Origin of the sequence: Pseudomonas sp. So3.2b (assembly GCF_019464415.1) — a bacterium.
Taxonomy (GTDB): Bacteria; Pseudomonadota; Gammaproteobacteria; order Pseudomonadales; family Pseudomonadaceae; genus Aquipseudomonas; species Aquipseudomonas shahriarae.
The window spans coordinates 5,426,715-5,442,423 of the sequence record NZ_CP080494.1 but is presented as its reverse complement, the minus strand read 5'-3'; the positions used below and the strand labels follow the sequence as shown (position 1 = coordinate 5,442,423).

The window sequence follows — 15,709 nt, the reverse complement described above, 5'->3', positions numbered from 1 at the left end:
TTCCCGCGTGAGCTTTTTTTGCGCTGGGATTGGGTGAGAATTTGTTTCACCCCATCCAGCGCTTCCGGGAGGCAGGGCCATGACCGCGACAACTCCAGGCGTGAAAGGGCATTGCGCCCATTGCGATATCACCTTTGTGCTCAAGCCCTGGCAGCTCAATGCCATTGCACTCAACGAGCCCTTTGATTGCCCGTATTGCCACAAAGTCCTGCTGCTCAATTGCCCCAGGCAACTGCGTCAGTTGAAGTCCCTGGACAACCTGGCCCTGCTGCGCCCGAGCATGCTGGTGCTGACCTGCGTGGCCTTGTTGGTGGCCCTGGTGGTCGAGTGGGTCGGCTTGATCAGCAAGATCGGGCAATTGAATGTGTCGCTGGTGGCGATCCTGATTCACTTCCTGACCCTGCGCCACGCCCGCCACCGGCACCGCATGACCCTGACGCTAGAGGCGGTCAACCCCGTCATCGACGGGCCAGTGGAACACTTCGCAGGCGTTGCGGGTGCTCGCTTTGGCCAGCGCTGAAGGGCTGATGCCCATCAGTTCGGCCAGGGCGCTGCAGATGGCCGGCAGGTGTTGCGGGCTATTGCGTTGGCCGGGGTACATGGCGGGCGCCATGTCCGGCGAGTCGGTTTCCAACACCACTGATTCCAGCGGCAGTTGGGCGATGACCTTGTGCATGCGCAGGGCCTGAGGCCAGGTTGGCGCGCCGCCCAGGCCCAGCTTGAACCCCAGCTTGATGTATTCGCGGGCTTCTTCGCGGCTGCCGGCGAAGGCATGGATGATCCCGCCCCGGGGCAGGCGAATGCGCTTGAGGGTGGCGATAACGGCCGCATGGCTGCGCCGCACATGCAGCAGCGCCGGCAACTGGAAGTCCACGGCCAACTGCAACTGGGCTTCAAACAGGGATTGCTGGCGTTCGCGGTCCAGGTGCGCCAGGAAGTAGTCCAGGCCGATTTCACCCACGGCGCAGAGTTGGCGATGGCCCTTGAGGCGGGTCAGCCAGTCGCCCAACTCGATCAGGTCTGCGGGGCGATGCTCATCCAGGTATACCGGGTGCAGGCCGAAGGCCCCGTGCAGGTCCGGGTCCTGTTGTGCCAGGTCCCATAGCCGTTGCCAATTGCGCTGGTACACCCCTAGCACCACCATGCGCCGCACGCCGAGCTGGCGACTGTGCCTGAGCACCTCGTCGCGATCAGCGTCGAAGTCCTCGAAGTCGAGGTGGGTGTGGCTGTCGACCAGCTCCATGTCTATATCTCGTGAATCCGCTGCTTGAAGGTCCGGCCAATGGCATGCACACCCGGCTGGTAGTGTTGCTCTTCAATCGCCGCGAGTGCCAGGCGCAGGGCCGTCTCGGCGATCAGCGCGTGCTGCTGGGCCATGGCGTTGACCGGCAGCGGCAGGAAGTCCAGCAACTGGGTGTCACCAAAAGTGCCCAGGCGCAGCGGCCGGGATTTGAGCGGGAAATCATGCAGCGCGTCAAACACCCCTTGCAGCAGGACGTAGGAAGTCGTCACCAATGCATCGGGTAAATGCCCCAGGCGTTGCAGGAGTTCTTCCATCAACTGGCGACCGCAGTCGCGGCTGAAGGCTTCGCCGTGCTCGACCAGCACATCACCTTTGAAGTCTTCAAGTGCTTGCTGGAAACCCGCCGCGCGCTCCTGGCTGATGCTCAGCTCGGGGCGGGCACCGATCAGTACGATCTGCCGGGGCAGGGGTTGCAGCAGGCTGCTGGTCAATTGCTGGCAGGCCTGGCGGTCATCGCTGACCACCGAGCAGAATTGCTCGGCGTCCATCACCCGGTCGATGGCAATCACCGGCAGGCCCTTGGCTTGCAGCTCGCGATAGCTGTCATCGCTGGCGGGCAGGCAACTGGCGACGAACAGTGCATCGCAACGCCGCGCGCGGAACAGTTGCAGCAACTGGCGCTCGCTGTCGGCATCGTCATCGGAACTGGCGATCAGCAACTGATAGCCACGGGCCCGTGCGCCTTGTTCCAACAGCTTGGCGATCCGTGCATAACTGGGGTTTTCCAGGTCCGGCAGGATAAAACCCAAGGTACGCGTGTGCCGGCTGCGCAAGCCGGCGGCCTGGGGGTTGGGGGTAAAGCCGTGCTCCTCGACCACCGCCCGCACCCGTTCCACGGTGGCGGTGCTGATCCGTTGCTGTGCGGCCTTGCCATTGATGACGTAGCTGGCGGTGGTCACGGACACACCGGCTAAGCGTGCAATATCACTGAGTTTCAAACCGGGATTTCCTTGTTTTTTAGAGCTTGCCCCGACATTTTGTCCAATCGTAACCGATTCCTGCACGCGACCATTGTCGCAACTCAAGCGCCGAGCGGTGCTTCAAGGATGCAGAATTACCCAGTAATCTGCCATAAATTCTAGATTAAACGTTTCAGCAGGCGTATTTTTACGATGATCGCTGCTGAGTGCCTACTGCCAATTGACCACTCAGTCAGTTATTTTTGCACGGTTTAATCAAAACAATACCTAGTGCGCACCCCGCACTAACTAGGAGAAAGGCATGCTTGAGCTCACCGTAGAGCAGATATCCATGGGCCAGGTGGCTGTGGATAAGTCTGCTGCCTTGCAACTGCTCGCCGAAAAACTGGTGGCCGATGGCCTGGTCGCCGAGGGTTACCTGAGCGGCCTGCAAGCCCGTGAAGCGCAAGGCTCGACCTTCCTTGGCCAAGGTATTGCGATCCCCCACGGCACTCCCGAAACCCGCGACCAGGTATTCGCCACCGGCGTGCGCCTGCTGCAATTTCCCCAAGGCGTGGATTGGGGCGATGGCCAGATCGTCTACCTGGCGATTGGCATCGCGGCCAAATCCGATGAACACCTGCGCCTGCTGCAACTGCTGACCCGCGCCCTCGGTGAAACCGACCTGGGCCAGGCGCTGTGCCGCGCCACCTCGGCCGACGCCTTGCTCAAACTGCTGCAGGGTGCGCCCCAGGAGCTGGCGCTGGATGCACAGATGATCGGCCTGGGCGTGTCCGCCGACGATTTTGAAGAACTGGTGTGGCGCGGCGCGCGCCTGTTGCGCCAGGCCGATTGCGTGAGCAATGGTTTTGCTGCCGTGTTGCAGCAAGTCGATGCATTACCCCTGGGTGATGGCCTGTGGTGGCTGCACAGTGAACAAACGGTCAAGCGCCCGGGCCTGGCCTTTGTCACCCCGGACAAACCCATGCGCTACCTCGGCCAGCCATTGAGCGGCCTGTTCTGCCTGGCCAGCCTCGGTGAGGCCCACCAGGCCCTGCTTGAGCGCCTGTGCGCCTTGCTGATTGAAGGGCGCGGCCAGGAACTGGGGCGCGCCACCAGCAGCCGGGCGGTCCTCGAAGTACTGGGTGGCGAATTGCCCGCCGACTGGCCCAGCGCACGCATTGCCCTGGCCAATGCCCACGGCCTGCATGCGCGGCCGGCCAAGGCCCTGGCGCAACTGGCGAAGGGCTTCGACGGCGAGATCCGCGTGCGAATCGTCGACGGGCAGGGCGGCGCAGTGTCGGTCAAGAGCTTGAGCAAGCTGCTCAGCCTCGGCGCCCGCCGTGGCCAGGTGCTGGAGTTTGTCGCCGAGCCGGCGATTGCCGACGATGCGCTGCCGGCGTTGCTGGCGGCTGTGCAAGCGGGGCTCGGTGAAGACGTCGAGCCGCTGCCGGCCGTCAGCGCACGGGTTGAAGTCATCGAGGCCGAACCACCGCTCAGTGCGCCACTCTCCGGCAGCCTGATTCAGGCAATCCCTGCGGCACCGGGGATCGCCATCGGTCCGGCCCATATCCAAGTGTTGCAGCCTTTCGATTATCCACTGCGGGGCGAGTCGGCCAGCGCCGAGCGCGAGCGCCTATCCGCTGCGCTGCGTGATGTGCGCCACGATATCCAGGGCTTGATCGAGCGCAGCACGTCCAAGGCGATCCGCGAGATTTTCATCACCCACCAGGAAATGCTCGACGACCCGGAACTGACCGACGAAGTCGACACCCGCCTCAAGCAAGGCGAAAGCGCCGAAGCGGCGTGGATGAGCGTGATCGAAGCGGCCGCCAAACAGCAGGAGTCCTTGCAGGACGCGTTGCTCGCCGAACGCGCCGCCGACCTTCGGGATATCGGCCGGCGGGTGCTGGCGCAACTGTGTGGCATCGACACCCCGCAGGAGCCCGACGAACCTTACATTCTGGTGATGGATGAGGTCGGCCCGTCGGATGTGGCGCGCCTCGACCCGACGCGCGTGGCGGGGATCCTCACCGCACGCGGTGGTGCCACCGCACACAGTGCCATCGTCGCCCGCGCCCTGGGGATTCCCGCATTGGTTGGCGCGGGGCCGGCGGTCTTGCTGCTGGCCTCGGGCACGCCACTGTTGCTCGACGGCCAGCGTGGGCGCCTGCATGTGGATGCCGATGCCGGCACCTTGCAGCGCGCCACGCAGGAGCGCGACACCCGCGAACAACGCCTGCAGGCCGCCGCCGCCCAGCGCCATGAACCGGCCATGACCCGTGATGGGCATGCCGTGGAAGTGTTCGCCAATATCGGCGAAAGCGCAGGAGTGGCGGCGGCGGTCGAGCAGGGCGCCGAAGGCATTGGCCTGCTGCGTACCGAACTGATTTTCATGGCCCATTCCCAGGCCCCGGACGAAGCCACCCAGGAAGCCGAATACCGCCGGGTGCTCGACGGCCTGGCTGGGCGACCGCTGGTGGTGCGCACCCTGGATGTGGGCGGTGATAAACCCCTGCCTTACTGGCCGATTGCCAAAGAAGAAAACCCGTTCCTGGGTGTGCGCGGCATCCGCCTGACCCTGCAACGCCCGCAGATCATGGAAACCCAACTGCGTGCGCTGTTGCGTTCGGCGGACGGTCGCCCGCTGCGCATCATGTTTCCCATGGTCGGCAGCGTCGATGAGTGGCGCCAGGCCCGGGACATGACCGAGCGCCTGCGCGAGCAGATCCCGGTAGCGGACCTGCAACTGGGGATCATGATCGAAGTGCCTTCGGCGGCCTTGCTGGCGCCAGTACTGGCCAAGGAAGTGGACTTTTTCAGCATTGGCACCAATGACCTGACCCAGTACACCCTGGCCATCGACCGTGGGCATCCCACCCTGTCGGCCCAGGCTGACGGGCTGCACCCGGCGGTGCTGCAACTGATCGACATCACCGTGCGCGCCGCCCATGCCCATGGCAAATGGGTCGGGGTGTGCGGTGAGCTGGCGGCCGACCCGCTGGCCGTGCCGGTGCTGGTCGGCCTTGGCGTCGACGAGTTGAGCGTGTCGGCCCGCAGCATTCCCGAGGTCAAGGCCCGTGTCCGTGAATTCACCCTGAGCGAGGCCCAGACTCTCGCACAAAACGCCTTGGCCGTGGGCTCTCCCGCGCAAGTGCGCGCCCTTGTGGAGGCTGTGTAAATGGCAAGGATTCTAAGCCTGACGCTGAACCCGGCGTTGGACCTGACCGTACAACTGGCGCGCCTGGAGCCAGGGGCGGTCAATCGTAGCCAGGCCATGCTGACCCATGCGGCGGGCAAGGGCGTGAATGTCGCCCAGGTGTTGGCGGACCTTGGCCATCAAGTGACGGTTGGCGGATTCCTGGGGGCAGACAATCCCCAGGCGTTCGACGCGTTGATTGCCCGTCGGGGTTTTGTCGATGCGTTTATTCGTGTGCCGGGGGAAACCCGCAGCAATATTAAAATCGCTGAGCACGACGGCCGGGTGACCGATATCAACGCCCCGGGGCCACAGGTCAGCGCGCAGGCGCAAGAGGCGATGCTTGAGCAGTTGACGCGGATTGCCCCCGGCCATGATGTGGTGGTGGTCGCTGGCAGTCTGCCCCGTGGGGTCAGCCCGCAGTGGCTGTACGCCTTGTTGCAGCACCTGAAAACCCTGGGTCTCAAAGTCGCCCTGGACACCAGCGGCGAGGCTTTGCGTGCCGGGTTGCAGGCCGCTCCCTGGTTGATCAAGCCCAACACCGAAGAACTGGCCGATGCGCTGGATTGCCCAGCCGACACGCCTGCTCAACAGGCCCAGGCGGCCAAGCGCCTGCATGCGCAAGGTGTGGAGCATGTGGTGGTGTCCCAGGGTGCCGAGGGGGTCAATTGGTTCACTGCAAACGGCGCGTTCCATGCCACGCCGCCCCGCGTCACCGTCGCCAGTACGGTGGGCGCGGGTGACTCGTTGCTGGCCGGCATGCTCCACGGTCTGCTGGTACAGGACAGCGCACATACGACCCTGGCGCGGGCCACGGCCATCGCCGCCATGGCCGTCACACAGATCGGTTTCGGCATCAGCGATGACGCGCACCTGGCGCGCCTCGAAAGCGGCGTGCAAGTACGCCCGCTGACAGAACAATAAGAGGGTTTGTCATGAAGTTAGCCATTGTTACCGCCTGCCCCAACGGCATGGTCACCAGTGTGCTGTGCGCCCGCTTGCTGGACGCCGCCGCACAACGCCAGGGCTGGAGCACCAGCGTGGAAGTGGTGGACGTGAACCACCCCGAGCGCGCCCTTTCCCAGGCCACCCTCGACGCGGCCGAATGGGTGTTGCTGGTCGCCAGTACGCCCGTGGACATGCAGCGCTTTGTCGGCAAGCGCGTGTACCAGAGCACTCCGGCCCAGGCGTTACAGGACGTTGAAGCGGTGCTGCAACGGGGCGCGCAAGAGGCCCAGTTGTACGTTGCCAGCACCACAGTGCCGACGGTAAAAAACGTGCCGCGCATTGTCGCCATCACCGCCTGCCCCACCGGCGTGGCCCACACCTTTATGGCCGCCGAAGCGTTGCAGCAGGCCGCCAAGGCCAAGGGTTACGACCTGCAGGTAGAAACCCAGGGCTCGGTAGGCGCACGTACGCCCCTGAGCGAGCAAGCCATTCGCGATGCCGACGTGGTGCTGCTGGCCGCCGATATCGAAGTGGCCACCGAGCGCTTTGCCGGCAAGAAAATCTACCGCTGTGGCACTGGCATTGCGCTCAAGCAGTCCGCCGCGATCCTCGATAAAGCCCTGGCCGAAGGCCAGCAGGAAAGCGCCGCCAGCGGTACGACGGCCAAACCAGAGAAAACCGGGGTCTACAAACACCTGCTGACCGGCGTGTCATTCATGTTGCCGATGGTCGTGGCCGGGGGCTTGTTGATTGCCCTGTCCTTCGTCTTCGGTATTCACGCCTACGAAGAGCCCGGCACCCTGGCGGCGGCCCTCAAAGCGGTCGGCGACCATGCCTTCACCCTGATGGTGCCGCTGCTCGCCGGCTACATCGCCTATTCGATTGCCGACCGTCCGGGCCTCGCGCCGGGGATGATCGGCGGCCTGTTGGCCAGCACCCTGGGCGCAGGTTTTATCGGCGGGATCTTTGCCGGGTTCCTCGCCGGCTACAGCGTCAAGCTGATTACCCGCGCGGTGCCATTGCCGCAGAGCCTGGAGTCGCTCAAGCCGATCCTGATCATCCCGTTGCTGGCGAGCCTGATCACCGGCCTGGCGATGATCTACCTGATCGGCCCGCCGGTGGCGCAGATGCTGGCGGGCCTGACGGACTTCCTCAGCACCATGGGCACCACCAATGCGGTGCTGCTGGGCATCCTGCTGGGCGGGATGATGTGCGCCGACCTTGGCGGGCCGATCAACAAGGCGGCCTACGCGTTCTCCGTCGGCCTGCTGGCCTCCCAGAGCGGCGCACCGATGGCCGCCACCATGGCCGCGGGCATGGTGCCGCCGATTGGCATGGCAATCGCGACGTTCCTGGCCCGGCGCAAGTTCGCCCAGACCGAGCGCGAGGCCGGCAAGGCCGCGTTGATCCTGGGCATGTGCTTTATCTCCGAAGGCGCCATCCCGTTTGCCGCCAAGGACCCGCTACGGGTGATCCCGGCCAGCATCGCCGGCGGCGCATTGACCGGTGCCTTGTCGATGTACTTCGGCTGCAAGCTGATGGCACCCCACGGCGGGCTGTTTGTGATGCTGATCCCGAACACCATCAACCATGCGCTGTTGTACCTGTTGGCGATCGTCGCTGGCAGCGTGCTCACCGGCTTGGTGTATGCCGTGATCAAGCGCCCCGAGGCCGTCGCCTGAATGTAGGTGTCGGCGCCTGTCATCTGTGCTTCATCCGCCCATGCTTTAGTTTTCCTTTTGCTGTGCAGAGGGAAAGCCATGAGCCACTTCAACCCCGGCCGTCGCCGGGTGATTCAGGGTGTCGGCGCCGGCCTGCTGTTGCCGGGGCTGGCACCGGCGGTGATCGCGTCGGTCAAGGACCGGCCGCAGTTGACCGATGGCGTGCAGTCCGGCGACTTGCTGGGCGACCGCGCCATGATCTGGAGCCGCTGCGACCGCCCTGCACGGATGGTGGTCGAGTGGGATACCCGCAGCCTGTTCAGCAACCCGCGCCGATTCATCTCGCCTTTGGCCGACAGCCGCAGCGACTTCACCGCCCGCGTCGAGTTGACCGGGCTGCCCGCCGACCAGGCGATTTTCTACCGTGTGCAATTTGAGGACGCGCAGACCGGCGTGGCCAGCGAGCCCTGGTTCGGCCACTTGCGCAGCGTGCCGCAACAGCGCCGCGATATCCGCTTTGTGTGGAGCGGCGACACCGTCGGCCAGGGCTTCGGCATCAACCCGGACATCGGCGGCATGCGCATCTACGAAGCCATGCGTCTGCGCCTGCCGGATTTTTTTATCCACAGCGGCGACACCATCTACGCCGACGGCCCGGTGCCGGCGCAACTGACCACCGAAAGCGGGCGTATCTGGCGCAACCTCACCACCGAGGCCAAGAGCAAAGTCGCCGAAACCCTGGATGAATACCGTGGTAACTATCGCTACAACCTGATGGACGAAAACGTGCGCCGCTTCAATGCCCAGGTGCCGCAGATCTGGCAATGGGACGATCACGAAGTGGTCAACAACTGGTCGCCTGGCAAGCAACTGGACGAGCGTTACCAGACCAAGGACATCACCACCCTGGTGGGCCGCGCACGCCAGGCCTGGCTGGAATACGCGCCGATGCGCTTGCAGGGCGCCGACCAGGGCGGGCGCATCTACCGCAAGCTCAGCTACGGGCCGTTGCTCGATGTGTTTGTACTCGACATGCGCAGCTATCGTGAGGCCAACGATGACAACCTGGGCGCTGCCAAGCCGTTTCTGGGGCGGGCGCAATTGGACTGGCTCAAGGGCGGACTCAAGGCATCGAAGGCGCAGTGGAAGGTGATTGCCGCCGACATGCCTATCGGCCTCGGCGTGCCCGACGGCGAAGTCAGCCCCGGTGTGCCGCGCTGGGAAGCGGTGGCCAACGGCGACCCTGGCGCGGCCCAGGGCCGTGAGCTGGAAATTGCCGAGTTACTCGGTTTCCTGCGCGCGCAACAGGTGCGCAACCATGTGTGGCTGACCGCCGATGTGCACTACTGCGCGGCGCACCACTACCACCCGGACCGGGCGGCGTTCCAGGATTTCGAGCCGTTCTGGGAGTTTGTCGCGGGGCCCTTGAATGCAGGGAGCTTCGGGCCCAATCCGCTGGATAAAACCTTTGGCCCGCAGGTGGTGTTTGAAAAAGCCCCACCGGCGCAAAACACGTCGCCGTTTGCCGGGTTCCAGTTTTTTGGCGAGGTGCAGATTGATGGGCAAACGGCGGAGCTGACGGTCACGTTGCGCGACCTGGATGGCGTGTCGGTATTCGAACAAAAACTCCAACCCACCTGACCTGAAATGCGCCCAAACCTGTGGGAGCGGGCTTGCCCGCGATTGCGATAGATCAGCCAGCCAATCGGTTACTGACAGACCGCCATCGCGGGCAAGCCCGCTCCCACATTTGGATGTGTGCGTGTCCAGAGATCGTAGACATCCCGCCGTTTGTGGGCTCCCAGTCTTCTTGATTTGGAGTGCTCCCACATTTTGATGGCTGTAGGTCAGTAGACATCCCGGCGGTAGCGGCCCTGTTCGATAAGGCGTTGCACCGCCTCGCTTCCCAGAACATCCACCAACACCTGATCCACCCCGGCCGCCATGCCCTGCAAACTCCCGCAGACATAAATCGCTGCGCCCTCGGCCAGCCATTTACGCAGTACATCGGCGGATTCGCGCAGGCGGTCCTGGACGTAGATTTTCTCGTCTTGATCCCGCGAAAACGCCAGGTCCAGCAACGCCAGGTCGCCACTGGCCAACCAGCCTTGCAGCTCGTCCTGGCAGTGGTAGTCATGGGCGATGTTGCGTTCGCCGAACAGCAACCAGTTGCGCTGCTGGCCATCGGCGATGCGCGCCTTGAGCAGGCTGCGCAAGCCGGCCAGGCCAGTGCCGTTGCCCAGCAGAATCATTGGCACAGGCTCCGTTGGCAGATGGAAGCCGCTGTTGCGCCGCAACCGCAGGCTGATCGCGGCACCCAGCGGCGCGTGCTCGGTCAGCCAGCCCGACCCCAGGCCCAGGCTGCCGTCAGGGTGGCGTTCCTGGCGCACGATCAGCTCCAGCACGCCGTCGCTGGCAATCGAGGCGATGGAGTATTCGCGCATGCCCACTGGCACCAGTGCCTCCACCAGGGCCTGGGCGTGCAGGCCGACCAGATGGGAGCGGTTGTCCGGCAATTGGCGGCTGGCCAGCACCTGTTCCAGGGGCCGCGCCAGGCCATCGACAAGCACTTCGTCCGTGCCGGCGATGCCCAGGCCATCGAGGAAATGCTCGACGGCCCACGGGCAATGGCGTGGCAGAATTTCCACCAGGTCGCCGGCCAGCCAGTCGCGCGGGGCGGGCGGGTTGAGGCCCAGCAGGTAGACACCCGTGCCGCTGCTGTCTGGGTTGAGCAGGGTACGCCGGCTCAGGGTCCAGCTTTCATAGTGGGCGCTGGCCCAGGCGGCCGGTGCATGGCCGGTGATCTGCCCCAGTTGGTGTTGCCAGTGCAGCAGGGCCTCCTGGTCGCCGCTGTCGACTTCGACCGGGGCGAACAACGCGTTGCCGCCCTGGTGGGTCAGCCAGAAGTGCAGGCGCCGGGCAAAGCCGCAGAAGTGCTGGTATTGGCGATCGCCCAGGGCCAGCACCGAGTAGTTCAGGCCCTGGAGAGAAAGGTCGCGCCCCAGCACGCTGCGTTCGAAGCCGCGCGCGCTGTCCGGTGCTTCGCCATCGCCGAAGGTACTGACCACAAACAGTGCGTGTTCCGACTGGCGCAAGTCCTCTTCGCTGACGCTGCCCAAGGGCTGGACCTTCACCGGCAACCCGGCGGCCTGCAACTGGCCGGCGGTCTGCCAGGCCAGTTGCTCGGCAAACCCGCTCTGGCTGGCGAAACCGATCAGCCAGGCCGGTGCATCGCTGTGGTTCTCGCCCAGGCCTTTACGGGCATCGCGCACCTGGCGCTTTTTGCGGCGGCGGTCCAGGTACAGCAACCAGCCGGTAATAAAGAACAGCGGCATGCACAGTGCAGTGACGGTAAGAATGATCCGCCCCACCAGGCCGAAATAACTGCCCACATGCAGGGCATAGATGCTGGTCAGCAGCTGCGCCTTGAGGCTTTTGTCGCCATAGCGCTCGACGCTTTTGACGACGCCTGTGGCCGGGTCGAGGTTGATCTGGTTCAGCGCGCGGTCATGGGGCGAGCTCTGCAACAGGTAGTAGACCGTGGCCGGTTGCCCGGCGACAGGTGGCATACGGATGTTGTAGGCGCTCAAGCCCGGGCCGGCAGTGCTGTAGATGCTGCTCCAGATTGCCTCGTAATTGGCGATGGGCGCCGGGCCCGCAGGCGCCGGGCCGCGATTGCGCACCCGCTCGTTCTGCGGTGCATCGGACAGCAGCCGGGTCAGGCCTTTGTTGTACCACTCGTAGGACCAGGACAGCCCGGTAAGCGCGGCCAACAGATAGAACAGCAGGCACCAGGTGCCGAACACCGAGTGCAGGTCCCAGTTGAAGCTGCGGCCTTTCTTGCGCCAGTCCAGGGTCAGCCAGGCACGCCAGCTCGCCACCTGGCGCGGCCAGCGCAGGTACAGGCCGGAAAGGCAGAAGAAAATCAGAATCAGCGTACAGGCGCCGGTGATTTGCCGGCCGGTGTCACCCATGGCGAGGAAGCGGTGCAGTTGCAGCATCAGGCCGAAAAAGTCCTGGCCGACGGCGTCGCCCAGGTAGTCGCCGGTGTACGGGTCGAAGTAGCGCATCTGCCCCCGGCGCTCGCCCGGTGGCGGGGTGAAGAACACCCGGGCAGCGTTGCCGCTTTCGCTTTCTACCCACAGCATGGACACGGCCTTGCCTTCGGTGCCTTCGAGTTTGCGTACCAGTTCAGCGGGCGGCAGCACCCCGGCGGGTTGTTTTTGCACGGTCAGTACCGTGGGGTTGAGCGCCCGCAGGATTTCATCCTGGAACGAGTACGCGGCCCCGGTAATCCCCATCAATGCCAACACCAGCCCGGCGGTAATGCCGAAAAACCAGTGCAACTGGAACAGGGTTTTCTTCAACACGTCGGACGGCCTCGCTGAGCTGGATATGATTTTTACGGCGCGCATTATGCCGTGGGTGGTCGAGAAACTTTCTTTTTTACAGACGAAAGCCCCGGGCAGCCAATGCGCGGGGCTTTTGCATGAAACGTCTAGCGCCTTAGAAGTGGAAGCTGGTGGTCAACAGCGCGGTACGACCGGCTGCCTGGTTGGCGAAGTGCGCGCCATAGGCCTTGTCGTAGTAGGTCTTGTCGGTCAGGTTTTGCACGTTCAATTGCAGGTCGACGTTTTTGGTCAGCTTGTAACTGGCCATGGCGTCGTAGCGGGTGTAGGACGGCACGTAGACGGTGTTGGCCGGGTCGCCGTAGACGTCGTCCACATAGAACGCGCCGCCACCGACGGTGAGTTTCGAGGTGATGTCATAGGTGGTCCACAGGCTGAAGGAGTGCTTCGGCGTGTTGGGCATTTCGTTGCCTTTGTTGGAGCCAGCAGTCACCACGCCTTGGCGGTTGCCGTTTTTGCCTGGGTCCACCAGTTCGCTTTTCAGGTAGCTGTAGCCGGCGAATACCTGCCACTGCTCGGTGAGTTTGCCGCTGGCGGAAAGCTCCAGGCCATCGACCCGGGATTCGCCGGCATTTTCATAGGTGTTGGAGTTCACCAGGATGCGCGCGTTTTTCTTCTCAGTGCGGAACACGGCAGCGGTCAGGGACAGGCGGTCGTGGAACAGATCCCACTTGGTGCCCAGCTCGTAGTTGACGGTTTCTTCCGGCTTCATGTCGCTGGTGTTGATGCCGGTTGGGATGGCGTTGGAGTCGACACCTTCACCCACCAGGCCGCCAGCGGGCGAGGCCGAAGTGGCATAGGAGGTGTAGATGCTGCCGTTTTCCATCGGTTTCCAGACCAGGCCGGCCTGCCAGTTGAAGAACTGGCTGTCGTCTTTGAGCTTGGTACGGCCGGTGGCTGCGTTGCTGTTGGCTTCGGTGTCGAAGGTGTCATAACGCAGGCCAACGTTCAGCAGCCACTGCGGATCGAGTTCGATGGTGTCGAACACGTACGCGGCGCGGCTGGTGGCCTTGGTGTTGGTGCCCATGTAGTTGCGGGCGACGCTGCCGGTCCAGGCATCGTTTGGGTTCGGGTTGCCCAGCGAGGTGCATTGGCCGCCGCTGTTGCCGACCTTGCCAGGTGTGCAGCCGCCGGTAGGGTTGCTGTTAGGGCTGACGGTGTAACCGCTGACACGGGTTTCTTCCCCGGTAAATTCCAGGCCGGTGGAGTAGCTGTGCTTGAAGCCCAGAGCCTGGAAGCTGCCAAACAGATCGGTCTGGTTGGTGGTGGTCGTGGTGGTCGACACACGGCTATTGGCCCGGCGCCAGACGGTGCCGAACTGGTTGACGTTGAGTTTGCTGTCGTCCGGCTGAGTGAGGACGTAATCCTGACCCGTACTGCCATGACGCAGGGTGTTCTTGATCGTCATGTTGTCGTTCAGGTCGTGCTCGATGGAGAATGTACTGATATCGGCGCGGGTCTTGCGGAAGTCGCGATCCTTGAGGCCGTAGAAGTTGCTGCTGTCGCCGCCGTCGGTAGGCTTGTCGTGACCATGGGCGGTGGCTGCGGCGGAGCTATAGCCATAAGGAATACCCGAATCCGGCAGGTCGTTGCTTTCCATATGGTAGTAGCTGAGGTTGACGCGGGTCGGGGTGCCCAGGCCAAAGGTCAGCGACGGTGCCACGCCCCAACGGTCGTAGTTGACTGCGTCGCGGCCGGCCACGTTCTGTTCGTGGCTCATCAGGTTCAGGCGGAACGCGGCGCTGTCGAGGAACTGGCGGTTGACGTCGAGGGCATAGCGACGGGTCTGGTCGGAGCCGTAGGTAAAACCGCCGTTGAGGAAGTCCCGTGCTTGTGGGGTTTTGCTCACCAGGTTGAGGCTGCCACCGGCCGAGCCACGGCCACCGAACGAGGAGTTGGGGCCCTTGCTGACTTCGATGGACTCGATATCGAAAATTTCCCGGCTCTGGCCGCCGGTGTCACGCACGCCGTCCAGGTAGGTGTCGCCCTGGGCATCGAAGCCGCGGATGAACGGGCGGTCGCCCTGGGGGTTGCCGCCTTCGCCAGCACCAAAGGTAATGCCCGGCACGGTGCGCAGAGCGTCCTGCAGCGAGGTGGCGGCAGTGTCCTTGAGTACCTGCGCCGGTACCACGGTGACGGAGCGCGGGGTGTCGACCAGCGGCGCGGTGTATTTCTGCGAAGAGGCGTTTTCGGTCTGGTAGGAGGTCGCGTCCTGTTCCTGGCCGGTGATGCTGGTGGCTCCCAGGGAAATGCTGTTGCGCTCGCCTTTTTGTTCGGTCTCTTCGGCCGCTTGCGCCATGTGGGCGACGGAGCTGGCGCTGATGGCCACGCCAATGGCCGAGGCCAGCAAGCGCGGTGAACTGTTTGGTGTTTTTGTAATGTGGCGCGACATGAAATTCCCTACCCCAAGGATGTTAGGGCGCGAAATATATTGTAAACAATTATGCATAGCAATTGAGAGGCATTGCTATTTGCATCCTATTTACAAAATTTACACTTCGGGAGTTACGGTTTTTGCGGGCTCATACGTCTGCCCGTCGGATCAGGGTTTTACAGCGCCAATAGTAATCAATACCATTGGCGCCCCTCTGCTCTCAGGTAACGCCCCATGCTGCTGCATATTCCCGGCCTGTTCTCCCGCGACGAGGTATTGCGCATCCGCGAAGCCCTGGAGCAGGCGGACTGGGCTGACGGCAAGATCACCGCCGGTCATCAGTCGGCCAAGGCCAAGCACAATCTGCAATTGCCGGAGGGCCATCCACTGGCCAAGGAAATCGGCGCGGCGATGCTCGAGCGCCTGTGGCAAAACCCGCAGTTCATGTCGGCGGCGCTGCCGCATAAAGTCTTCCCGCCCCTGCTCAATTGCTACACCGCCGGCGGCAGCTTCGACTTCCATATTGATAACGCCGTGCGCCAGCCCAAGGGCAGCCACGAGCGGGTACGCACTGACCTGTCCTCCACGCTGTTTTTCAGCGACCCGGATGAATACGACGGCGGCGAACTGGAGATCCAGGACACCTTCGGCCTGCAGCGGGTCAAGTTGCCGGCAGGCGACATGGTGTTGTACCCAGGCTCCAGCCTGCACAAGGTCAATGCCGTGACCCGGGGTGCGCGCTATGCCGCGTTTTTCTGGACCCAAAGCCTGGTGCGCGAAGACAGCCAGCGTACGTTGCTGTTCGAAATGGACGGTGCGATCCAGCAACTGAGCCGTGACGTACCGGACCACCCGGCGCTGATCCAGCTCACCGGCACCTATCACAACCTGTTGCGTCGCTGGGTCGAGGTCTGAG

General features: G+C 63.6%; 10 protein-coding genes. 6 read left to right on the top strand and 4 right to left on the bottom strand.

The window, feature by feature from the left end:
- The first annotated feature begins 79 nt into the window (after positions 1–79).
- Positions 80–520: a hypothetical protein gene (locus K1X80_RS24460; protein ID WP_057958408.1), complete on the top strand. Its 441-nt coding sequence runs from the start codon at positions 80–82 to the stop codon at positions 518–520.
- Here K1X80_RS24460 and K1X80_RS24455 read toward each other — a convergent pair.
- Both K1X80_RS24455 and cra read right to left on the bottom strand, forming a co-directional pair.
- Complete coding sequence (locus tag K1X80_RS24455) at positions 440–1,243, bottom strand: TatD family hydrolase (protein WP_057958409.1); 804 nt, start codon at positions 1,241–1,243, stop codon at positions 440–442. The genes K1X80_RS24460 and K1X80_RS24455 overlap by 81 nt on opposite strands.
- Positions 1,244–1,245: 2 nt before the next feature.
- Positions 1,246–2,241, bottom strand: a complete 996-nt coding sequence (gene cra, locus K1X80_RS24450; RefSeq protein WP_120734161.1) for a catabolite repressor/activator — start codon at positions 2,239–2,241, stop codon at positions 1,246–1,248.
- A 283-nt stretch (positions 2,242–2,524) separates the two neighbouring features.
- On the opposite strand from cra, the gene ptsP reads away from it, so the two are divergent.
- The 4 genes from ptsP to K1X80_RS24430 all read left to right on the top strand — a co-directional run bounded on the left by ptsP (position 2,525) and on the right by K1X80_RS24430 (position 9,651).
- A complete protein-coding gene (ptsP, locus tag K1X80_RS24445; RefSeq protein WP_169959779.1) occupies positions 2,525–5,383 on the top strand; it encodes a phosphoenolpyruvate--protein phosphotransferase in 2,859 nt (952 codons plus the stop codon).
- Complete coding sequence (gene pfkB / locus K1X80_RS24440) at positions 5,384–6,325, top strand: 1-phosphofructokinase (RefSeq protein WP_057958412.1); 942 nt, start codon at positions 5,384–5,386, stop codon at positions 6,323–6,325.
- Between the two features lie 11 nt (positions 6,326–6,336).
- Complete coding sequence (locus K1X80_RS24435; protein ID WP_169989530.1) at positions 6,337–8,031, top strand: PTS fructose-like transporter subunit IIB; 1,695 nt, start codon at positions 6,337–6,339, stop codon at positions 8,029–8,031.
- A 78-nt stretch (positions 8,032–8,109) separates the two neighbouring features.
- Positions 8,110–9,651, top strand: a complete 1,542-nt coding sequence (locus K1X80_RS24430) for an alkaline phosphatase (protein ID WP_057958414.1) — start codon at positions 8,110–8,112, stop codon at positions 9,649–9,651.
- Between the two features lie 206 nt (positions 9,652–9,857).
- Here K1X80_RS24430 and K1X80_RS24425 read toward each other — a convergent pair whose 3' ends face one another.
- Both K1X80_RS24425 and K1X80_RS24420 read right to left on the bottom strand, forming a co-directional pair.
- On the bottom strand, positions 9,858–12,380 hold the full coding sequence (locus tag K1X80_RS24425; RefSeq protein ID WP_220172537.1) for a sulfite reductase flavoprotein subunit alpha: 2,523 nt from the start codon (positions 12,378–12,380) through the stop codon (positions 9,858–9,860).
- Between the two features lie 136 nt (positions 12,381–12,516).
- Positions 12,517–14,811 carry a TonB-dependent siderophore receptor gene (locus tag K1X80_RS24420; protein ID WP_220172536.1) on the bottom strand — a complete coding sequence of 765 codons (2,295 nt, stop codon included), beginning with the start codon at positions 14,809–14,811 and terminating at the stop codon, positions 12,517–12,519.
- Between the two features lie 216 nt (positions 14,812–15,027).
- Here K1X80_RS24420 and K1X80_RS24415 point away from each other — a divergent pair, with 216 nt between their 5' ends.
- On the top strand, positions 15,028–15,708 hold the full coding sequence (locus K1X80_RS24415; RefSeq protein WP_057441033.1) for a Fe2+-dependent dioxygenase: 681 nt from the start codon (positions 15,028–15,030) through the stop codon (positions 15,706–15,708).
- Position 15,709 lies beyond the last annotated feature (1 nt).